The sequence below is a fragment of the Marinomonas sp. 63XJN7_9_ISO-PGPR-S23-217 genome (genome assembly GCF_056173515.1).
Window position 1 is genome coordinate 3,256,471 of the sequence record NZ_CM149678.1, and the last position, 22,271, is coordinate 3,278,741.

Here is a 22,271-nt window from a genome sequence, read left to right on the forward strand (position 1 = left end):
TTTGGTAAATAATAAAACGCTCTATGGTTGAGTATTGACCCGTTAGTATGAGATGACGAAAGAAGATGGATTTAAGGGACAAAAAAGCGCTAGTATTCAGTTATCTCTGGTCGTTACTATGTCTAAAAAAGAGCGTAAAAACAATCATAAAACCCATTAATATCAATAATAAGGAAAACCATATGAGCACACTTCCCAACTTTCGTTCTGTGGGTTTTTTACAGCAGCATATAGATTCCACGATGCATTTTTATCATCCTGCCTGTATCGACCCTAATGGTGGCTTTTTCCAATTTTTTAAAGATAACGGCGATATTTATGATAAAGACACACGTCATTTAGTCAGCAGTACTCGATTTGTTTTTAACTACGCCAAAGCTTATCAGAGCCAACCTAAAGTCGAATATTTAGCGGCTGCACAACATGGGATACATTATCTAAGAGAGAGACATCGACGAGATAATGGTGGGTATGTCTGGCTGCTGAATAAAGACACCAACCTTGATGAAACCAATCACTGTTATGGTCTCGCTTTCGTCTTACTGGCTTACTCCTGTGCCTACCAAGCGGGCCTAACGGAGGCCTATCCATGGATTCAAGAAACCGTCGATTTATTAGAAACGCATTTTTGGGATGAGCAATATGGCCTGTATAAAGATGAAATTTCTGCAGATTGGCAGCAAGTTTCTCCTTATCGAGGACAGAACGCAAACATGCATACGTGTGAAGCAATGCTAGCCGCTTACGACGCCACGGGAGAAACCGCTTATCTGGACAGAGCCGTTCTCCTTGCCGAAAACATTTGCCAACGACAAGCCAATCTTGCCGGAGGAGAAATCTGGGAGCACTATACCCAAGATTGGCAAATTGACTGGGAATACAACAAAAATGACCCGAAACACTTGTTTCGTCCTTGGGGATTCCAACCTGGCCACCAAACAGAATGGGCCAAACTGTTACTGCTTATTCACCAACGAGTGTCCCCTGAAAAAAAAGACCTGAACTGGCTCGTTGATAAAGCAATCCATCTCTTCGATCAAGCTTGGAAAAAAGCATGGGATGAGAAAAATAAAGGTCTTTGCTATGGCTACGATCCTGAAGGGAATATTTGTGATGGTGATAAATACTTCTGGGTTCAAGCGGAATCCTTTGCCGCCGCAGCTATGCTCGCTCAAGTGACAGGCAAAGACGTCTACTGGCAGCGCTATCAGGCTATTTGGCAGTACGCCTGGCAACATATGATTGATCACAAGTACGGCGCTTGGTTTCGTATTTTGCAGCAGAACAACCAAGCATATGATGATTGTAAAAGCCCTGCCGGAAAAACGGACTACCATACAATGGGGGCCTGTCATGAAGTCATTTCTCAACTGACTCGAAAAAAGTAATTTGATGCCATAATTCGGGGCTGATCGTTCTATTTGACACGTAAATACAGTATCATGCAGTGAGTGCAAATTGACATGAGCCCCTTATGCAGCTAGATAAAATCGATCTAAACCTACTTCGTTATTTAGACTCCCTGTTACGCGAACAAAATGTGACTCACGCTGCTAACCAGCTGGGGATTACCCAACCAGCCATGAGTAACGGCTTAAGACGTCTTAGAGATCTTTTCCATGATCCATTATTGGTTCGCACCAGTGATGGCATGATGCCAACAGCACTGTCTATTCAATTACAGCCCCGCGTACAACGCATTCTTCAATCTGTAGATGAAGTGCTGCACCTTGGACAAAACTTCGAAGCAGAATCCAGCTCACGCGTCTTTCGCATTATGGCAAGTGACTATGCGGAAGCCACCTTGATCCCCCCCTTGATGAAAAAACTGCAAAGTGAAGCACCAAGTGTCATTTTAGATGTCATGAATCCAAGTGATGTCAGCTTTCATGATGTAGAGAAAGGCAAAGTTGACCTAGTGATTAACCGCTTCGACACATTACCACAGTCTTTTCATCAAAAATCCGTTTGGGTAGATCGCTTCTCCTGTTTATTGCCAGCCGATTCAGACATAGCAAAAAACTTTACACTGGATGCGTATTTAGCGGCTTCTCACGTTTGGGTTAGCAAGACAGGTTTTGGTGTAGGGGTTGGTATTCAACCTGAAGAAGTACAAAAACTTGGCTGGGTAGATGGCAGCCTAGCCGACCTTGGTTTTAAGAGAAACATCCGCCTCTTCACACGTAACTATAACGTGGCCATGCGCTCTACGGAACAATTGGGCTTAATTGCCACGCTACCCTCATTGGCAACCAAGCTAATGGAAGGCAACAAAAATGTTGTGGTATTGCCACCGCCTTTTGAAATTCCTCCCGTTGAATTGAAAATGCTTTGGAGTCCATTATTACAGCACGACCCAGGACACATCTGGCTACGTTCGACCATTGCAGGATGTGCAAGAGCCATTGCTGAAAACAACCACTTATAGCGTAAACGTATACAGCGTACAGACATTGCGTTTTTTTTACCGTTCAACATAAACCAGCGAAAACACATTTTTATGTTGAACGGCCGTCTTCCAAGCTTACCGTTATAAGGCAAACCGCATATCAATACCCTTTATTTAATTGATCTTGTGCTTCTTGAGCGTTCGTTACTGACACTTGTAGATCCTTAATGCGACCATTATTGATGCTGTAACACCATCCATGTACATGCAACTCCTGGCCAATACGCCACGCATTCTGCACAATGCTGCTTTGGCTCACATTGGCAACCTGCTCTATAACGTTCAATTCACACATACGATCAAAACGCTCACAGTCATCGGCAATGGCATCCACTTCCGCCTTATGCAAGCGATAAACATCTTTAATATGACGCAACCAATTATCGATCAGGCCATGCTCACGGGAATCCATGGCGGCTTTGATACCACCACAACCATAATGACCAACCACCATAATGTGTTTCACTTTTAGCACATCCACCGCAAATTGAATGACGGATAAACAATTCAAATCTGTATGGACCACCACATTGGCAATATTGCGGTGAACAAACACTTCACCGGGCAACAAATCAACAATCTGATTGGCTGGCACGCGACTATCAGCACAACCAATCCACAGATACTCAGGACGCTGCTGCTGGGATAAGGTGGAAAAAAATTCAGGATCTTCCGCTGTGACCTTTTCAGACCAAGCTTTATTCCTCTCAAAAAGCGTATCCAAACTATTAGGCATGTTTTATAACTTCATCCTTTTTGATACCAACGAAAATAAATATTAGCAGTCAGCGCCAGATTGCTAAGTTGTTTGACGGCTTCCTTGCCGACATAAGAGGCTTTATGTATATGTGGCGTCATACAAAGTAATTGCTGAATCTCCTCTTGAGAGGACAAAGAAAAAGAATAGCTCAAACTGGATTCTTGAATAAGACGAAAATCCGCCATTCCTTCTCTATAAGGCGCTTTGTATTCATGAATAGATGGATACAAAATCTGACGCAGTTCGATTAAGTGATCGGGACCTGCATCAACCAATAATAATACACCATCATCCGACAAAACATGCTGAAACTCAGAAAAAGCAGGAAAACCAAATAAGCATAAAATCGCATCAAACCGCCCCGCCGGAGTAGGCAAGCAGGCATTGCTACCCACTATCCAAGACGTTGACTTATCTCGCTTACTCGCGGCCGCGACCGCCCATTTAGAAATGTCGACCCCAACGCATTCTGTCATCACTGATAAGTCAGCCAAACGTTGTGATAAATGCTGCAGGTAATAACCTTCACCACACCCAGCGTCCAGTATACGAACGAGAGGCCTTGTGTTTAAAGCCGCAGGCCAAGTGCGCGTAATTTCTTCGACGATAGGAAAATAATGACCCAGCTCTAAAAAAGCTTGGCGCGCTTGCACCATCTCTTTACTGTCACCAGGCTGTTTAGAGCGCTTATTTTGCACTGGAAGCAAATTAACATAACCTGACTTAGCAAGATCAAAGGTATGCCCATTAGAACAGCGTAAGCTTCTCTCTTGCTGACATAGAGGTAATTGGTCGATAGGACACAAAAGGCTTTCCAGCGTTGACACAATACTTCCAAAATTTATAAATTTCACATAGTTTATGGGCATCATTGCCGATAAACAAGTCAAGAAGGTGACTTGTTCTACCAAAACAAAACATCATCCATCGCATCTTTTCCAATATTACTTAAATGGCCGATGTCACAGAGTCCAAAGCATCGCTAGAACCGATCATTTTTTGAGTTTTCATATAATGAACGAAATCTTTAGTACTCATAGGCTTCGCAAAAAGATACCCCTGAACTTCTTGGCACTGAAACCCATTAAGCACATCTATTTGGGAACGGTTTTCCACCCCTTCTGCGATCACTTTAAGATTCAAACTCTTTGCCATGGCAATGGTAGCTTTAACAATCGCATCATCTCCACCACTTACTCCAAGATCATTCACAAACGAGCGATCTATTTTTAGCGTTTGAATAGGGAATTTTTTAAGGTAAGCCAAAGACGAATAACCCGTTCCAAAGTCATCAATCGATAAGGTTACGCCCAACTTACGAAAAGCATGTAGCTTCTCTATCGTTTGCTGAGCATCTGCCATTAGCATACTTTCTGTTAGCTCAAGTTCTAAGTACTGCGAATCAACTCCTGTCTCTTCAAGCACCTGCGCCACCATTTCGACTAAATCTGTCTGCATAAACTGACGACCAGACAAGTTTACCGACACACTAATGGGGGGAATACCTTGATCCTGCCAAGTTTTAATTTGTTTACACGCTGTGCGTATGACCCACTCACCAAGGGGTAAAATCATCCCACTTTCTTCTGCCATAGGAATAAACTGATCAGGACTAATAAGCCCCAGTTCGGGATGAAACCAGCGAATCAAAGCTTCAGCACCAACTGTTACTTCATCTGACAAGCGCACCTTAGGTTGATAAAAAAGCTCAAACTCTTCTTCTTCAATGGCCTTACGTAAGCCACCACCTAACGTTAAATGCGCTCGGATGGTATCAATCATATCCACATCAAAGACAAAGGAAGTATTATGACCAATCGATTTTGCGCGATACATCGCGGCATCGGCATTTTTAAGCAGGTGGTCGACATTGTCACCATGTTCAGGATAACAAGCGATGCCGATACTGGCTGTTACCATCATTTCCATGTTGGCAATAAAATATGTATTCAGAGCATTTCGGGTAATTAAATTCGCGACTTGCTGCAAGCTCTCTACACCCGATATATTCGTTAAAAAAATAACAAACTCATCACCACCTAATCGATATAACTCCGCGTTATTCGGAATCACACCTTGAATCCTCAATGCAACTTGCTGAATCAACTCATCGCCGACTCGATGATCAAAGGTATCATTAACAATTTTGAAATTATCTAAATCCAGATAGAGAATGCCCCAGTGCTCAAAGCGTTGACTGCCACTTTCCAGAATGTTCTCTAATGTTTGATATAAATGATAGCGATTCGGTAATCCAGTCAACACATCAAAATGATGTAAGCGGAAAATTTCATTCTCTCGCCCCCTTTCTTGCTGAATATCATTCGCCATTAAGAGCACTTTACCCTCAGGGTGAAACACCACTTCCAGTTGATGCCAACGAACACCATTAAGAGTAGACAATCGAATTTCTTGGGTAAAAGGTTCACCAAAAGACAACTTACTCATAAATGCACTGGCGTTGCTATTGGTGACAAATAAATCTCTCATCGATGAGACAGAACCAAAGCGAGAAGAAAACACATCACTCACTTCTAGAAAGCGACCATCATAATTAAGCATAGCAACGGATAAACTACCAAGCTGTTTAATTAATCCGATCTCAGCATCTAAGGGGGAACCATTCGAAAAAAGAGCCTGAACAGATAAACCACGACGCTCACCACCTAATGAAATAATGGTGCTCACGCATTCGATAGCCGCGTACTTACCCATGGGCGTTGGCCAATCAAACGTGACTTGCTCACCAATATCGTAAGCTCCGACCATTAATCTTAACGTGGCTAGAAAATCATCATCGAAGGAAGAATTTCCATCGAAATGGGCGGACGAAGTATTCTGCCCCAACAAAGTTTTAGCATGACAGTTACTCCAAGCAATGCTGGCTCGATCAGTATCAACCACCCACAGTGCAATGCACAGAGTATTATTCATTTTATTCGCAGTCTGACTCATGAAAAATTCATTCTACATAAGGAAAAGCTGAATATTAAAAGCGCCTTCACTTTTAAAACATTACCAACTGTCTGGCACTATAAAAACAAAGTGGCAAGACATACGACCTTCCAACTCCCTAAACAACACTATATGTTTTGGGCGAACATCCTCTTGGAATGATTTTCTCCATTCATTCATGCATTGTGCTTCAAAGAAGCATAAATCGCGAGAACTATTTGAAACCGTTAGCCAATGTGGTTTGTTCAAGTGTATGTAATATGAGAAAAAAGGTAGCAAAAGACCAACTTGGGACACTCTAACCCATCCACCAAAATGGGAATTCTCACAGAATGAAATCACCTTTTCAGGGCTGGATAAGGCCAAATATAAACGGCCAAAAATAAGTAATTTTGCCTGAAAAGTGGTATCGTTAGTAACAGACCGTAACACGTGCTTTCCGTCTTCCGTGCCCAATATTTGCAACTGATGTCGACGGGCTCGATCCACTTTCTTTTTCAAACTGTCATTTTTATTGGGGCCAATCCAATGATGTGGGTATAAATCAGTACGCTCCAAATAAAACTTGATAGCCACTTCAAACTGAATACATTCTCCTGCTGGCGTTTCCACCAACATATCTATTTCTCCCACTGTTTTTTTGTCCTTATCCATAACCTGAACATGTTCACAAAGAATGTTAAAACAGGATAAATGGCGAATAGCAAACGAAAACAGCGTTTCGAAATAGCTGCCTAAAAAATGGGATTTACAAGCACGAACCGCATTTTCTAATGGCTCGGGATTCATCACCAATGCAGCCAGCCTTTCATTGATATCTGGCAACCAAAACTGAGACACATCCATATCGCTCTCAATGAGATTGGTGGCAGGGTAGTGGCTGAATTCTCCTTGCTTGCAACCGACAACCCAAGCCAGATCCGCGACATATTGATTGCCCCCTGACATCGTCATAGAGCCGAATCATCTAATAAGGTTTGTTGACTCAAATGTTGATCGATTTTATCAAGACGCTGAATGAGCCTATTGAGCATCGTGTGATCCACCTCTTTAAACGCTTCGACGGCCATGGGAGAAACATAACATTGCGTTGGCAATGGTGCGCCATGTTCAATCAATACTTTGAATTTTTCTATCATAATGTAACGCAACCATTGAGCGAAGCTCATTGTATCAACACAAAAAGGAACATTGCTTTGCATTGCCTGTTCACTGGGTTGCTCACATTCCCAAAGTCCACCCTCACGCAATGTTATTTCTACATCGATTAATAGATCGGCCAATTGAGAGTGCATTGGATAGGCAGTATTCAACCTGATTTCTCCTGTAAAAAACGGTACCATAAGGGAAACGTTAACTCTTTGACAGGCATCTAATTTATCATGAAAAACATTGAATCGCTTGGCGATCTTTTTGAAATGGTAGGGTGTGAGGCAAGCTTTTTTGATCTTGGTCGCCGCATCAAGAAAATTACGCCACAGCAAACCATCCAATTTGATAAAAAACAGCAAGCTTACCCATACCCATTTCGCCAGCATGCTTGGCTGGCTTGCTTACTGAAAACAAAAGATACCCGTCAAGCAAAGACAGCAGATCATGCTGTTATCTGGTTTATCAAGCTTCCATTAGATGAGTCGGGGGCCTTGAACTTAGGAACACGTGATCATTTTATCAAAACCATCGTTGATAAAATATTACACAAAGGAGAAGAGGCCGGATTAGCAGAAGCGCTAGAAGATAGCCCCTATGCGTTTAAGCCAGACCAAGAACGAATGGCCAATTTCCACGCCATATTAGCAAAACAACTAGGAACGCCCGTTTCTCAGTATTATGAAGACGTCGTGGACTACGTGACAAACAAACTAAACGAAAGCATGCCTGATCAACAAGACGACTCGTGGCAAACTCTTGGCCTTCAAGGCATTGCGGAATTAGCCGTGCAAGTTGATAACGAAACACACCGCCCTCTTATCAAAAAGGCCTTACAACACGCACCAAGTCCTCTTGTTAGCGCCCTTTGTCATTCTTTAGAACATCAAACGCTACCCGCAGACATTGAAAACACATTAATCGATAAATTACTTGCTGAACAAGATCCATTGATGCAAGCAAGTTACCTCAGGGCGCTTTCCAATACACCGTTGAACAACAACCTGCTGTTGCCATTATTTGCTATGTTAGGCAATTTAACCGAATGCTCTGATGAGCAAACTCATCCGATCACAGCATTAGCAGCAAAATGCCCCCATTGGCTGGCCAGTGACGCCCAACTATTAAGGATCGTCATGGAGAAATTGGCTCATAGAGACGATGCTTTTATCGCGTTTAAGCAAATTGCCATTGAGCTAAGCCAACACCCTGAAACGCGGCAACCACTTTGGACTCTACTTAGACAAGAGCGCATTAGTGCAACCATGGCGCAAGCAGTAAGCCATCTCTTTACTCAGGCACCCAACACCCTTCAATAAGTAAGCATAGGGTTCTCGTGGCCAACAACACCCAATAAGAAAAGCCAATCGCCCTAAACGATTGGCTTTTTCTGAGCCATGAATGCACTCGATAACGGGTCGAGCTCACTAAGGATTAATGTCGAGTATGTTTGCTGCGCACAGGAGAACACATTTTTTTTCTGTGCTCGACAAACTCATCACTCAATTCATAGTCCCCTTGTGTGGTGTATTTCAGAGCCCCTCGGTTGACCAGTGCCTCCAATGTTTTTGGCAACACTTTCTGACGCTTATCACCTTTTACAAAGAAAAACTGCTCTTCCATCTGAACGACCTCGAAACCTGATTCCAAATAACCGACGCATAAGTTTTGAGTTGGTGTTAGCTTAAGCTTCATAACGCTCCCCTCATAAGCTGTCTATTTTTGAACCACTTGAACTTAACTATAGACAATATTTTACAGAACAAAAAGTGAACAACAAGAAACTACATTTATCCTTGGGGGCTTACATAAAAAAAGAAGGCGCTTGGCCTTCTTTTTTTAATAACTATCAATGAGATAGAATTAATCAGCAAACACAATGGTTTTATTGCCGTGGACGATTACTCGATCTTCCAAGTGGTATCGCAGACCTCGAGACAACACAAGCTTTTCAATGTCTTTACCTAGGCGCACCATATCCGTCGCCGTATGACTATGTCGGACACGAATAACATCTTGCTCGATGATTGGACCGGCATCCAGATCAGCAGTGACATAATGGCAGGTTGCCCCAATCAATTTCACACCACGTACTGCCGCTTGATGGTAAGGCTTCGCCCCAATAAAAGAAGGCAAGAAGCTATGGTGAATGTTGATAACCTTATGTTGATATTTTTGACACAAAAATTCAGGGAAAATTTGCATATAACGCGCCAACACAATAGTGTCTGCCCGTGCCTCATCAATACATTTCTCAATCTGATGAAAGGCAGGCATCTTATCTTCTTTCGGCACAGGAATGCAGTAATAAGGAATGTTATACCATTCTACCATAGAACGCAGGGATTCATGGTTAGCAATCACCCCAACAATCTCACAGTTCAACTCTCCAGTATGCCAACGGTGCATAATGTCGTTTAAACAATGGGATTCTTTGGTGGCCAACAACATGACTTTAGGAAGCGCTTCGCTGTCTTTAACATACCAGTTCATCTCAAATTCTTCGGCGATCGGTGCAAACTCTTCACGAAATGTCGCCACATCAACCGATAACGATTCCGCATCAATCTCATGACGCATAAAAAACCATTTAGATTCTTGATCCGTGTGATGGCTGGCTTCTGTTATCGATCCTTTACGCTCATTCAAGAACTGAGACACGGCCGCAACAATCCCGATACGGTCGGGACAACTAATAACAAGACGAAATGTTTTCTTCATACTAAAACTTATAAAACCTTTAAATACGTATCACTAGAGCGCTATACAGCTCGTCATTTTAATGGACAAAATATCACTTTGCTCATCGAAGATCTAACTTAGCCTTCAGAACGATGACGAAGAATCCAACATTGGTGGATTTTCGTATTTCGTTCGAAATCTGGGTCCATGCTTAACTTGGTAATATTCTGCACAGAAAATTCCTCTTCAATATCCTTATCCAAGACAAAACGGCGATAGTTATTTGAGAAAATTAGCTCACCGTCTTTCGCTAAGCGCGCCATTGCTAAGCGCAACAATTCCCCATGGTCCCGTTGAATATCCAGGATCTCTGACATTTTTTTCGAGTTAGAAAAGGTAGGAGGATCCATAAAAATTAAATCAAATTCATCGTTACTATGACGCAACCATTCAATACAGTCGGCCCGTTCAACCTTATGATCACGTTCAGAGAATTCGTTTAGCTCGATATTACGCCGCGCCCACTCGGTATAAGTGTTAGACATGTCAACACTTAAACTACTGCGAGCCCCCCCTTCACCCGCATGGACTGAAGCCGATGCGGTATAACAAAACAAATTCAAAAAGCGCTTACCATTAGCGCGATCCTGTATCAATTTTCGCACGGGACGATGATCCAAGAATAAGCCAGTATCCAGATAATCTTTCAGATTAACAATAAATTCACAGCCGTACTCTTTGACGATTATCTCATGATTGGACTGATCTAGCTTTTCGTATTGCGCTTTACCTGTTTGTTTTTGGCGGTGCTTCACAATCACATTGGCTTCCGCAATATTAAGTGCCGTGGGAATAGACGATACCACTTCAAACAATCGCTGTGTCGCTTTTTCCGGATCAACACTTTTGGGCGCCTTATACTCTTGAACGTGCGCCCAATCCTGATAAACATCAATAGCCACTGCGTACTCAGGCATATCAGCATCATAAACCCGGTAACACTCGATATTATTTTTTTCGACCCATTTTTTCAGTTTTTTGGCGTTCTTCTGCAAACGGTTAGCAAACATTTGCGCGCCTGGAGTCATAATAGATTGTGCCACCGCATCTTCTTTGATATAGCCATCCAGCAACGGAAATCGATAGGCACGACATTCTAAACCACCATTGATCACTCGGGTACTTTTCTCGGGGCGCACCGGAATCTGACGTGCCAAATGGTCATTGCTGGTTAGCATCATAAACTGCCAACCACGCACATGCGTCACAACCCACTCACCTAATTGGCGATACAAGGCAATCAGCGCCATTTCATCCCCCAATCGCTCACCGTAAGGAGGGTTACAAATAACTAATCCGGGCTTTTCTTGCTCAATGACAAAGTCATGCTGCTGGAAAGATGCCATGGATACATCAATCACGCCCACCAGCCCAGCACGCTTAATGTTCTCCCGAGACGCAGCAATAGCACGCTGCTCCCGATCCGTACCCTGGAAACGAATACCCAATTCAGCAGGGTCTTTCTTGCGGTTTTTGGCGAAATCCATCAATTGTTGCCACAAACGATGATCGTGTTGTTTCCACCCCTTAAATCCCCAGTAGCCTCGGCGTAAACCGGGCGCCATATCGAGTGACATCATCGCCGCTTCGACTAAGAAGGTTCCAGAACCACACATGGGATCAATCAATTGCGTTAACCCACAATCACGGTTCCAACCCGCTCGGAGCAGCAATCCTGCGGCAAGATTTTCTTTAAGCGGCGCCATAGAGCCTTGTTGACGATAACCCCGGCGGTGCATGCTGTCACCCGACAGATCAATACTGACGGTCACAATATCACGTTTAATCCGAATGGAAATACGTATATCTGGTTGTACTTTTTCGACATTGGGACGTTCACCCGAAAGCGCCACAAAATAATCTGCTATCGCATCTTTCGCACGAACTGAACCAAATTGTGTATTACGAATATGGTGGTTTGTTCCATGACAATCGATGGCAATGGTATTCGCTGCCGTCATATGGTCAGACCACGCAATCGCCTTTACACCTTCATAAAGGTCATCGGCTGATTCCATCTTAAAGTTGGCAACGGGCAACATAACCCGCGTGGCCACTCGAGACCAAAGACAAGCCTTATACATACCTTCTAAGTCGGTCGTCAATTTGACTTGGGCCTCGCCTAGACGAGTACCCATCAGACCTTCACTGTGCAGCTCTTGCTCAAGCACATTCTCTAATCCCAGTGGGCAGGTTATCTCTAAGTGGTACGTCTGACCGACGGTATCCACGGTTTCTACTTGTGTGTTCATTTTTTAATTACTTTTTTAAACGTTCTATAAATGTGTTAGAGCAAAGAGTTTTTAGACAATCCATCAATTCTCTACTAGTTTCAAAGTTCAACATGGAAAAGAATAAGAGGAAAAAAACTAATGAAGAAGCAGAAAAGAGATCTTCATCATCGCGCTTACATCCGTGGCTACCGTGCAGGGATGGCAGGCAAAACAAAAGGCCTTTCAATGCAATACCATGAAAATACCCGTCCTCATTGGCTCGCTGGATGGCGCGAAGGACGCGAAGACATGTGGAGTGGTTTAACCCCCGTTGAAGGCACCCACAAAACATTCAGCATGGTACATTAATTTTTTCGTTATTCTGATGCGGTATCACAATGTGCCTATCAGAAAAAACTCTTATAAAAAGCAGGCGGGTCGATGCCGCCTGTTTTTTTATGACTCTACTTATATCTGAGACATTGTCGCCATAATAAGCGAGCAACTGCCTCTATCTCTATTTATCTACCCAATCGTAACTCTCGGTAGTATGCGTCCGTACTGGCGACCACCTCTTTAATTAACTCTGGCCCTTGATAAATGAATCCAGAGTAGAGTTGCACTAACTGAGCGCCCGCTTGAAGTTTCTCTATAGCATCATCACCGCTTGAGATTCCCCCTACCCCGATAATGGGTAAGGCACCTTTAAGGCGCTCTGCTAAAACATGAACCACATGAGTAGAAGCCTCACGGACAGGAACACCACTTAACCCTCCCGCTTCGTTTGCAAATCGATGACCTTGAACGGCATCACGAGATAAAGTGGTATTGGTTGCAATAATACCGTCCACTCCCTGCTCCACTAACGTATCCGCCACTAACTTAATTTCATCATCTGTCATATCTGGAGCAATTTTCACGGCCAAAGGAACACGCTTACCGTGCTGATCTTGGTAACGATCTCTGGCCTGAACAAGCGGGTTAATCAATTGCGCCAGACTGTCTCCAAATTGCAGACTACGCAGCCCAGGCGTGTTCGGCGAACTAATATTGGCAGTAATGTAATCAGCATAAGGCACCACTTGCTCGAAACAAGTCAAATAATCCGTTGCGGCCTCTTCCACCGACGTGGTTAAATTTTTACCGATGTTCACCCCAAGAACACCTGGATAACGATGGGATTTAATACGTGACACCATATGATCGACACCTTTGTTATTGAATCCCATGCGATTAATAATGGCATCGTACTCAGGTAGACGAAACAATCGTGGTTTGGGGTTACCTGACTGCCCTTTTGGCGTCACAGTACCGACTTCAACAAAGCCAAAACCCAGTGCGCCAAGCGCTTCAAACGCATCGGCATTTTTATCCAATCCAGCCGCTAACCCTACCGCATTAGGAAAACGCAACCCCATCACATCAATTGGCTGAGAGGAAGGTAAACCATCAAAAAACCTCGTTAATCCCAACCGACTACTCGCTGTTAAAAGATCCAATGATAATTCATGGGACACTTCAGGATCTAACTTGAAGAGTAGTGCTCGAGCAAGGTGATACATAGACAAGGCTCCTAACCGTGTTAAGTCTAAAATGGGCGGGCTAACGTATTCGCGTTATAGCCACTAACTTATGTTGATCATCGAATTCTACGTCAAAAACCCCATCAATGCCTCCATGAGTAACAAAGCGCCGAAAAGCAGATAAAGGTAACTGAACTTTACGCCCATCTAGACTATGTGCCACGACATTCTTGGCTTGTCCTGAATACAAAGTCTGGTATTGTAATGCGCTCAATGTCACTTCTACGACAATGTTTGCCAATTTTCTTTCCTATGCTTACGCTACTCTTACAACTAACGCCTTGTATGTAAAGTTTTGAATCCGATAAGATGGTACGCATTATATTGTGTTGACACCTTTTTTGACAGAAGTATGAGGTACTTAGGTTCGATGGAATCAGTAATTGAAAGATTAAAAGATCACCTTAATCACGCCGTTATCGGTCAACCAGACTTAACTCAAGAATTACTGATTGCACTCATTGCAAACGGCCATGTATTACTTGAAGGGCCACCAGGTATCGCCAAAACCACCGCCGCTAAAGCGCTTGCAGGTGCCATTGACTGTCGTTTTCAACGCATCCAGTTCACCCCTGACCTGCTGCCTGGCGATGTGACAGGCTCAGATATTTATCAGCAGGAAACCGGGCAGTTTACCTTTGTTGCTGGCCCTATTATGAATGAAGTCGTTCTAGCCGATGAAATCAACCGAGCCCCAGCAAAAGTACAATCAGCCCTACTTGAGGCCATGGGAGAGAACCAGGTCACGGTTGGCAATCACAGCTACCCACTACCGCCTCTTTTCTTTGTGATTGCCACGCAAAACCCCATTGAACAGGAAGGAACCTATCCACTACCAGAAGCTCAACTTGACCGCTTCCTACTAAAAATAAAGTTAGGTTATCCCAGTGCGGAAAGCGAATTAGAAGTGCTTCGACTCGTCCGCCAACAAGATCAACACAAAACGCTCGCCACCGCGACGAAGGCCCTTTGTACACCAACTGATATCTTAGCTCTACAACAAAAAGCCTTGTCACTTTATATGTCAGAATCTGTCGAACACTATATCGTACAGTTGGTCATGGCGACTCGTCATCCGGAGCACTACTTAGGACTCAGTCCAAATGGTGAAAGCTTAATTGATTTTGGGGCCAGCCCACGGGCTACTCTTGCATTAGATCGCTGCGCTCGCGCAAACGCCCTATTAAATGGTCGTGACTTTGTCACACCCGACGATGTAAGAGAAGTCGCCTTACCGGTTCTCCGCCACCGTGTTATCACATCATTTGAGGCACAAGCGAGCGGCATTTCAACGGACGAATTACTCACACGGTTAATTAACCATGTACCTGCTTTATAATTTTTGTCATGAATCCATTATTATCGCCTGATTCACCAGAACTTGAAGAAACGGATTTTGCCCTGTTGGCCCATTATGCAAAACATCTAGGGCGCGCCAACAAAGCAACACGCTTTACGCTTAAGAATGGTGAGCGTCGCTCCAATCAAAAAGGGCACGGCATGGAAATGCTGGAGTTAAGACAATATCAACCCAGCGATGATTTAAGACACATTGACTGGCGGGTCACCGCTCGAACTGGCCACGCGCATACCCGCGTCTACAGTCAAGAAAATGATCATCAACGTTTATTATTTTTAGGGTTATCGCAAACAGCGTATTTTAGTACACGCCATACGTTTATTTCGACTCGGTTAAGCCAGCTCGCAGGCATCATCGCTTGGCGTAGTGAACAGCAAGGCGACAAACTGTCATATCGCTTCATGTTTGGCAACGAAAGTCATGAACAAAGCGGAAAACGCTCCATTCATCAACTTCTCTCTCACTTAGCCACTGCCACCCAAATAAAAAATCGTCAATATGAACCGAGCATTGCCTGTTGGCATCGTTCGGCCATCACGGCCAAGGCTCATAATAGAGATGTCATCATTTTAACTGACAAGAATCATTGGAACGAAACAGAGCAACTTTCCTTATGGCAATTAGCCAAACATAATCGAGTCCATTGGGTACAAATTTTCGATCACCATGCATTTGAGCTCCCACCAGGTGAATACCGTTTTGCTGATGCCGATGGCCCCAAGACCATCCAAGTAACGAAAAAAAGCACTGAACAAGCCAAAAAAGACTTCTTCGAAGACAATGCTAGATTGCGAAAAAAATTGGCCTCCATCGGCATTCGCCATCAACTGTTTGATATTAGCGAATCCCCTGAAAAAATTGCTAAATACCTGCTTGATCAAGGAGCATTGCGCTAATGACACCGACAAGCACACCGCTTGAACTGCCTCATAAAGGATACTTATTACCCGAAGCCATCCCCATGTGGCCACCAGCATGGTGGACGTGGTTGGTAGTTGCCTTCGTGATTATCGCCCTGCTTAGCGCTATTTTACTGTTACTTAAAAGACGCAGTAAAAGAAAGTATCGCCAAGAAGCAATGAACTCTCTCAAAAAAAACAGTGATAACTTGAATGATAAAGAACTCATTATTGCCTGCCACGAGCTCATTCGCCGCTGTCTGATAAGCGAAAACAAAGTCAGCCAAGCCGCTCTCCCTTCACACGCGTTAATTGCACAATTAGACAGCACCTTACCAAAAAAGCGACGTTTTGATCAGTTGGGAGAGGATTTTATTAACGGCCTGTACCGCGCAGAAGTGTCACTAACACCTGAACAAAAAACAACCATGATCCGTTTAACTTGTTATTGGATAAGGAAGCACCGTGTTTGAATTGACTTGGCCTTGGTTTCTTTGCCTTCTTCCTGTCCCGATTATATTTTATTTTTTGCCTAAGGTGGCCAAGAAAGATCAGGCTATTTGGTTCCCCAATGCCCACTACTTGCAAAATCATGAAGAAAAACGTCCCAGTAAACATGCTATTCGCTTACCACTAATATTTTTATTACTCGCATGGGTATGCCTTGTAGTTGGTATAGCCAGACCCGTATGGCTAGGCGCCCCTACGCAAGTGATCCCCTCTGGAAGAGATATCATGATTGCCCTAGATTTATCCGGCAGTATGCAAGTTAAAGACATGCAATTAAACAACCAACCTGTAGACCGATTAACCGCTGAAAAATGGGTGTTATCTAACTTTATCAAAAAACGCCACGGTGATCGCATTGGCTTAATCGTATTTGGCACCAAAGCCTACCTAGAAGCGCCTTTTAGCTTCGACACAAAGACCATTAATCAGTTAGTGCAGCAAACTCAAATCGGCTTTGCAGGACAACAAACCGCCATTGGCGATGCTATTGGCTTGGCCATTAAACGCATGGAAAACAAACCGGATGATAAAAAAGTGCTCATCCTTATGACGGATGGGGCCAACACCGCCGGACAAGTCAATCCAGAACAAGCAGCTGACTTCGCAGCCTCACAACACCTAAAAATCTACACCATTGGCATAGGTGCCGATAGCATGGTCGTACAAGGCTTTTTCGGTCCAGAAACCGTTAACCCATCCAGCGATTTGGATGAAAAACTATTGAAAAGCATTGCTCATAAAACAGGTGGACAATTCTTCCGCGCCAGAAACACCCAAGATTTAAAACGTATTTATGCGGACATCAGCAAACTTGAGCCAACGAAAGCGCAACCTATCTGGCAACGCCCTATCACCAGTTATTTTCACTGGCTAGGCCTGGCGTCACTCGTCTTTTTTGCCCTGACTTTACTCACAAGTGGCAAACTTTCCCTCAGCCGATTTAAGTCAAGCATGAGGAAACGTCCATGAATATATTATCCATGATTCATTTAGAACGCCCCTACTGGCTGCTTCTGCTACCATTAATCTGGTTATTGTTTTTCCTGATCCGGTATAAAAACACAGGTAGCCACACCCTCAACAAAGCCATTGATAAAAACTTGCTTGTTCACCTAGAACAGTCCGAACAACCAAGCCAAATAAATAAGTGGCTAGGCTTACTTTCTATCTCTTTATGCGTAATCGGACTAGCAGGTATAAGCTGGGTGAAAGCTCCTTCAATGATGTTTGAGTCCAGTAGTAAAACAATTTTCGTAATTGACCAATCTCTTTCCATGTATGCAAGAGACATCCAACCCAATCGTCAAACACTGTTAATACAAACCGTTCGCGACATTTTAGGGCAAAGCAAAGACGGTAATATCTCTTTAGTGGCATTTGCGGGAGATGCTTACACCATTACCCCATTCAGCCAAGATAAAAATACCATCACACACTTTTTACTGGCCCTAGAGCCCATCATTATGCCTGTTTACGGAAGTAATCTGACCAGTGGCGTCAAAGATGCACTTTCACTCATCCCCAATAAAAAAACAGCAGCGCATCTCATTATTTTGACCGATAGTTTGGACGAAAAGGATCAAAAGACCATTCCACCTCTTTTGGCTGGTCGCAACCTTCATACAGACTTAATCGCAATTGGCACCCAGAAAGGCGGGACTGTCCTATTACCCAATGGACAAATACTGACATCAGACGGAAAGAATGTCATTCCACACACGCCTGTTGATCAATTAAGGGCGTTTGCTAAAACAATACACGCACACTTTTATCACGGCCGTTTAACGCCCGCACAGTTAACAGCCATTACGCAAAACACCGACCAACACGCAAAAGATCAACAAGCGGATAATCGAAGCTTTCACTGGATCGATCAAGGTCATTGGTTTGCATTTCCTTTTCTGCTGTGGCTCGCCTTTCAGTTTCGTCGTGGCATGCTCTTAACGCTGATGTTGGCAGTCTTTTTGCTCCCATCCAACAAAGCAAGTGCCTCACCATTAGATTGGTTCAAAACCCCAGATCAGCTAGGCCAAGAAGCCGCCAATCACGATCAATGGAAAAAAGCGAACCAATATTTTCAGCAGCCAGATTGGAAAGCGGCCTCTGAATATGCATTGGGAAAATACGACCAAGCAGCCAGCACACTGTCCAACGTCAGCAAAAGCGCCGCTGACTTTTACAATCTCGGCAATGCACTTGCCCTATCAGGTAAACTGCAGCCCGCAATCGATGCTTATAAAAGAGCGCTAGAGCTCAACCCCACCATGAAAGACGCTCAAGACAATCTAAAATATCTGGAGAAACAAAAAAAGCAGCAGCAGTCAAAAAGCGCCAATCAGAAAAAGCAATCCAATAACAAGTCTTCATCAAACAAAAACAGTTCATCTGATAAGAATAACTCATCAGATAAGAACAACCCATCAGATAAAAAGCATTCGAACACCAAGCAAAACCATCCATCTAAGCAAACAACACCGCCTCATTCATCGGATAACACCACCTCTGATTCAGCCGCAAAAAAACATAAGAAAAGTCCTGAAAAACAAGACAAAAAGCCATCGTCTGAGGATAATAAGCAAGCGTCTGAAAAAAAGCAGCAGCAACAAGAATCCGCTAAAGTTGAACTCAATAGAGAGCAGAAGCAAGCCTTAAAACAATGGCTCAGACAAATACAAGACAACCCTGGCACACTATTGCAACGCAAACTGTGGTATTTACATCAAGAAAAGAACCACGAAAACTACACCAATCAAGAGGATGGGATTAACCCATGGTAATGAAGCAGTTTTATTTTTTTATGTTCGCCTTAAGCAGAAAAATGTACTGTGCTCTGGCAACACTGCTTATTACGGGATTATTTTCTTTGGCGTTACCAGCTTATGCAGACAGTGTAACCGCCTCTCTTGATAAAAATGTCGTGACCGAGAACGATATCGTTCAACTGACCATAAGAGCCGATTTCACCAACACTGGTAACGGTCCGGATCTCACGCCATTAAAAAAAGACTTCGACATTGTTAGCCAAAGCCAAAGCAGTCAATTTAGCTTTAACCTAGGCAGTAACACAGCCATGAGTTACTGGGTCATTTCACTCATGCCAAAGTCTGTCGGAACCTTTACCATTCCACCGATAAAAATTGGCCAATATGCTTCTCAACCTCTTACACTGACCGTCAAAAACGCGCCTGAACTGCTAGATAAAAACGGCAATCCGCCAGTGATGCTGAAAACACAAGTTTCATCAGACAATCCATATTTGCAACAGCAAGTCATTTTCACAATGAAGCTGTATACATCCGTACCACTTAGTAATGCCAACATTTCTGTGCCCTCTAACCCTGATTTAATTTTCGAACAACTCACAGATGATCAAAGCGAATTCAAGGAGATTAACGGCACTCGCTATCAGGTACTCACTCGCAAATATCTCGCTTTTCCACAAAGAAGTGGGCAAATCACCATCGCCCCACAAACCATGCAAGCCATGATGCAAATGGGAGCTGGGCAACGTATTGTTAGAATTCAAAGCCAACCTATTAACTTGCAGGTCTTACCCATCCCACCCAGCTATACGAACGATAACTGGCTGCCAAGTGAAGGCGTTACTATCAACACCAAGCTAGAAAAACCCAAAGATACTGTTCGTGTAGGGGATACGGTCATTTGGACGATTAATATTGACGCGAAAGATGTGTTGCCAGAACAAATCCCCCAGCTGACATTCAATAGCACCAAAGCCTACAAGCTCTATCCTGAGCCTGCGACATTTAGCAGCCAAAAGAATGACAATGGCATCATTGGCCATCAGACCATTAAAATTCAAGTTGTTCCCACACAAAAGGGCACAATTAAGTTACCCGATGTTTCCGTCACCTACTGGGATACCAACAAGCGCATTGAAAAAACCGTGACGCAAAGCACACCAGAATTGACCGTTGTCCCCTTACCAACAAGCGCAAGTGCAACAACAAACAATGGCACCCAAAAGCCAAAGGCACTCGACAACCCTCTGCCACCACAATCGCGCTCTGTTGCTCCTATATCTTTGACCAAGCTTGAAAACGATCAAGCCAATCCATCAGATGACACCCCCAAACCCATACACACTCAATTAGTGAAAGAGCAGAATGAGGTCAATTGGCGCCTATATGGCATTATTGGCTTGTCTATTTTGCTTACTCTGCTACTGCTGGCCTGTCTGTTACTATTTTGGAAAAAGAAAAAATCAAAAGACGACGAGGCCAATGTACCGACACTGAAAGAATTCGCGCCATTAACCAGTAGCGATGAAAAAAGCGCCTTTGAAAGCTTGATTGAATGTTGTCGACAAGACAATATTACCGAACTAAGATCACATCTTTTGGAGTGGGCTCGCCATCGCTGGGGGGACGAACAAATCCGCAGTATAGAAGACATAAAACGTCTTGCAGGGTCCGTCACATTGACGCAGCTCTTAATGGAGGCAGAACTGATGCTATACTCAAATCAGGCGACTCACCAATGGCAAGGGAACTCACTCGCTGAAGCACTAGAAGAGTATCAAACAGGGCAACCTAAAAAAACTCAAGCCAGTCAGCTTAAGACACTCTACCCAAACTTTTAAGTCATTGGCTTTTATTACGTATTCATGAAGAAAACAGACGGAGAAAGCGGTAAATCATGACCCACACATTTCAGTCTGGCATCATTCCAGAAGCATCTAGCGATGCTCTATTTATCACCTTTGATGTCAAAAAAGAGCATATTGCTTGCGCGAAAAAAGCGCTATCCATGAGCCCAATTATTATCGGAGAACTGCAACAACAATTCCCAGATGCACAACTTTATGCCTCTATTGGCATCAGTGATGCTGCGTGGGCGTATTTTGACGAAAACGGGCGACCAGCAGAATTAGCCCCCTTCCCTCATTTTTCCCACAATGGTATTGAAGTTGGCGAGACAAAAGGAGACTTGGTATTTCATATTCGATCAATGCGCAGGGATACCTCCTATCTACTTGCCAACGCCCTTTATCAAGCGTTTGATGATAGCCTGAACATCATCGATGAAGTCAGCTGTTTCAAATACTTGGATAATCGAGACCTAACAGGTTTTATCGACGGCACCGAGAATCCTGAAGGAGAGGCCAGAAAGGCAGTAGCTCTTGTTGGTGAGGAAGATGCTCAATTTAAAAATGGCTCCTATCTAAATCTTATGCGCTTTGAGCATGACCTAACCAAATGGGAGCAGCTAAACCTTAAGACCCAAGAAGACACCTACGGACGCACTAAGTACGCAAACGAAGAGTACGCTTCCAAAGATAAATCGGCCCATGCTCATACCAAACGCACGTCGATTAAAGACCCTAATGGAAAATCACTGGAAATACTTCGTCACAGCATGCCATTTGCTTCATTAACCTGTAAAGGCCTTATGTTTGCCAGTTACAGTAAAACGCCCGCCATTTTTAACCAAATGCTAAAAAGCATGGTAGAAGGTGATGAAAATGGCAACCAAGACCATTTGATGCAATACACCACAGCCAAGACAGGCAACGCCTTCTTTGTTCCTCCCGTTACTTGGTTAGAAAGTTTGAGAAACGATATATAGCCCAGTAAGTAAATCAGTCAAACGAAAAAAGCCAGCAATTTGCTGGCTTTTTCATTCTACCC

General features: G+C 43.7%; 21 protein-coding genes. 11 read left to right on the top strand and 10 right to left on the bottom strand.

What is annotated here, in order from left to right:
• The first annotated feature begins 182 nt into the window (after positions 1–182).
• Together AC0VYI_RS15215 and AC0VYI_RS15220 are read left to right on the top strand one after the other, a co-directional pair.
• A complete protein-coding gene (locus tag AC0VYI_RS15215; RefSeq protein WP_475443895.1) occupies positions 183–1,388 on the top strand; it encodes an AGE family epimerase/isomerase in 1,206 nt (401 codons plus the stop codon).
• Positions 1,389–1,474: 86 nt separating this feature from the next.
• The gene (locus AC0VYI_RS15220; RefSeq protein ID WP_067015098.1) at positions 1,475–2,428 is read left to right on the top strand and encodes a LysR family transcriptional regulator; all 954 of its coding nucleotides are present in this window, start codon (positions 1,475–1,477) and stop codon (positions 2,426–2,428) included.
• A 121-nt stretch (positions 2,429–2,549) separates the two neighbouring features.
• On the opposite strand, the gene can is transcribed toward AC0VYI_RS15220, so the two are convergent.
• The 5 genes from can to AC0VYI_RS15245 all read right to left on the bottom strand — a co-directional run bounded on the left by can (position 2,550) and on the right by AC0VYI_RS15245 (position 7,477).
• On the bottom strand, positions 2,550–3,185 hold the full coding sequence (can, locus tag AC0VYI_RS15225; protein WP_067015100.1) for a carbonate dehydratase: 636 nt from the start codon (positions 3,183–3,185) through the stop codon (positions 2,550–2,552).
• 11 nt (positions 3,186–3,196) lie between these two features.
• Positions 3,197–4,036 carry a putative RNA methyltransferase gene (locus AC0VYI_RS15230; protein WP_475443897.1) on the bottom strand — a complete coding sequence of 280 codons (840 nt, stop codon included), beginning with the start codon at positions 4,034–4,036 and terminating at the stop codon, positions 3,197–3,199.
• Between the two features lie 121 nt (positions 4,037–4,157).
• On the bottom strand, positions 4,158–6,164 hold the full coding sequence (locus AC0VYI_RS15235; RefSeq protein WP_475443898.1) for a putative bifunctional diguanylate cyclase/phosphodiesterase: 2,007 nt from the start codon (positions 6,162–6,164) through the stop codon (positions 4,158–4,160).
• 60 nt (positions 6,165–6,224) lie between these two features.
• The gene (locus AC0VYI_RS15240; RefSeq protein WP_475443900.1) at positions 6,225–7,118 is read right to left on the bottom strand and encodes a DUF1853 family protein; all 894 of its coding nucleotides are present in this window, start codon (positions 7,116–7,118) and stop codon (positions 6,225–6,227) included.
• Positions 7,115–7,477 carry a YqcC family protein gene (locus AC0VYI_RS15245; RefSeq protein ID WP_233407522.1) on the bottom strand — a complete coding sequence of 121 codons (363 nt, stop codon included), beginning with the start codon at positions 7,475–7,477 and terminating at the stop codon, positions 7,115–7,117. The genes AC0VYI_RS15240 and AC0VYI_RS15245 overlap by 4 nt, the downstream gene beginning before the upstream one ends.
• A gap of 69 nt (positions 7,478–7,546) precedes the next feature.
• On the opposite strand from AC0VYI_RS15245, the gene AC0VYI_RS15250 reads away from it, so the two are divergent.
• The gene (locus AC0VYI_RS15250) at positions 7,547–8,632 is read left to right on the top strand and encodes a DUF3549 family protein (protein WP_475443902.1); all 1,086 of its coding nucleotides are present in this window, start codon (positions 7,547–7,549) and stop codon (positions 8,630–8,632) included.
• A gap of 115 nt (positions 8,633–8,747) precedes the next feature.
• Here AC0VYI_RS15250 and AC0VYI_RS15255 read toward each other — a convergent pair whose 3' ends face one another.
• From AC0VYI_RS15255 to rlmKL, 3 genes are all read right to left on the bottom strand, one after another.
• Positions 8,748–9,008 (bottom strand): formyltetrahydrofolate deformylase, encoded by a 261-nt coding sequence (locus AC0VYI_RS15255; protein ID WP_199474630.1) that lies wholly within the window; start codon positions 9,006–9,008, stop codon positions 8,748–8,750.
• A gap of 168 nt (positions 9,009–9,176) precedes the next feature.
• On the bottom strand, positions 9,177–10,034 hold the full coding sequence (gene purU, locus AC0VYI_RS15260; RefSeq protein WP_199474629.1) for a formyltetrahydrofolate deformylase: 858 nt from the start codon (positions 10,032–10,034) through the stop codon (positions 9,177–9,179).
• Positions 10,035–10,132: 98 nt separating this feature from the next.
• Positions 10,133–12,307 carry a bifunctional 23S rRNA (guanine(2069)-N(7))-methyltransferase RlmK/23S rRNA (guanine(2445)-N(2))-methyltransferase RlmL gene (rlmKL, locus tag AC0VYI_RS15265; RefSeq protein ID WP_475443904.1) on the bottom strand — a complete coding sequence of 725 codons (2,175 nt, stop codon included), beginning with the start codon at positions 12,305–12,307 and terminating at the stop codon, positions 10,133–10,135.
• 120 nt (positions 12,308–12,427) lie between these two features.
• Between rlmKL and rmf the strand changes: the two genes are divergently transcribed.
• A complete protein-coding gene (rmf, locus tag AC0VYI_RS15270; protein ID WP_199474627.1) occupies positions 12,428–12,637 on the top strand; it encodes a ribosome modulation factor in 210 nt (69 codons plus the stop codon).
• Positions 12,638–12,789: 152 nt separating this feature from the next.
• Here rmf and AC0VYI_RS15275 read toward each other — a convergent pair whose 3' ends face one another.
• On the bottom strand, positions 12,790–13,830 hold the full coding sequence (locus AC0VYI_RS15275; protein ID WP_475443906.1) for a quinone-dependent dihydroorotate dehydrogenase: 1,041 nt from the start codon (positions 13,828–13,830) through the stop codon (positions 12,790–12,792).
• Positions 13,831–13,870: 40 nt separating this feature from the next.
• Positions 13,871–14,092, bottom strand: a complete 222-nt coding sequence (locus tag AC0VYI_RS15280; protein WP_475443908.1) for a DUF2835 domain-containing protein — start codon at positions 14,090–14,092, stop codon at positions 13,871–13,873.
• A 129-nt stretch (positions 14,093–14,221) separates the two neighbouring features.
• Here AC0VYI_RS15280 and AC0VYI_RS15285 point away from each other — a divergent pair, with 129 nt between their 5' ends.
• Genes AC0VYI_RS15285 through AC0VYI_RS15315 form a run of 7 tightly spaced genes read left to right on the top strand, consistent with a single transcriptional unit; the run spans position 14,222 to position 22,209 of the window.
• Complete coding sequence (locus tag AC0VYI_RS15285) at positions 14,222–15,190, top strand: AAA family ATPase (protein WP_475443910.1); 969 nt, start codon at positions 14,222–14,224, stop codon at positions 15,188–15,190.
• An 8-nt stretch (positions 15,191–15,198) separates the two neighbouring features.
• Positions 15,199–16,107 carry a DUF58 domain-containing protein gene (locus AC0VYI_RS15290; protein WP_475443912.1) on the top strand — a complete coding sequence of 303 codons (909 nt, stop codon included), beginning with the start codon at positions 15,199–15,201 and terminating at the stop codon, positions 16,105–16,107.
• Positions 16,107–16,583, top strand: a complete 477-nt coding sequence (locus AC0VYI_RS15295) for a DUF4381 domain-containing protein (protein ID WP_199474622.1) — start codon at positions 16,107–16,109, stop codon at positions 16,581–16,583. Before AC0VYI_RS15290 ends, AC0VYI_RS15295 begins: the two co-directional genes overlap by 1 nt.
• Positions 16,576–17,589 carry a vWA domain-containing protein gene (locus tag AC0VYI_RS15300; protein ID WP_199474621.1) on the top strand — a complete coding sequence of 338 codons (1,014 nt, stop codon included), beginning with the start codon at positions 16,576–16,578 and terminating at the stop codon, positions 17,587–17,589. The genes AC0VYI_RS15295 and AC0VYI_RS15300 overlap by 8 nt, the downstream gene beginning before the upstream one ends.
• Entirely contained in the window at positions 17,586–19,397 is a 1,812-nt protein-coding gene (locus tag AC0VYI_RS15305; RefSeq protein ID WP_475443915.1) for a VWA domain-containing protein, read from the top strand. The genes AC0VYI_RS15300 and AC0VYI_RS15305 overlap by 4 nt, the downstream gene beginning before the upstream one ends.
• Positions 19,391–21,223 (top strand): BatD family protein, encoded by a 1,833-nt coding sequence (locus AC0VYI_RS15310; RefSeq protein ID WP_475443917.1) that lies wholly within the window; start codon positions 19,391–19,393, stop codon positions 21,221–21,223. Before AC0VYI_RS15305 ends, AC0VYI_RS15310 begins: the two co-directional genes overlap by 7 nt.
• Before the next feature lie 56 nt (positions 21,224–21,279).
• Positions 21,280–22,209 carry a Dyp-type peroxidase gene (locus AC0VYI_RS15315; RefSeq protein ID WP_475443918.1) on the top strand — a complete coding sequence of 310 codons (930 nt, stop codon included), beginning with the start codon at positions 21,280–21,282 and terminating at the stop codon, positions 22,207–22,209.
• Positions 22,210–22,271 lie beyond the last annotated feature (62 nt).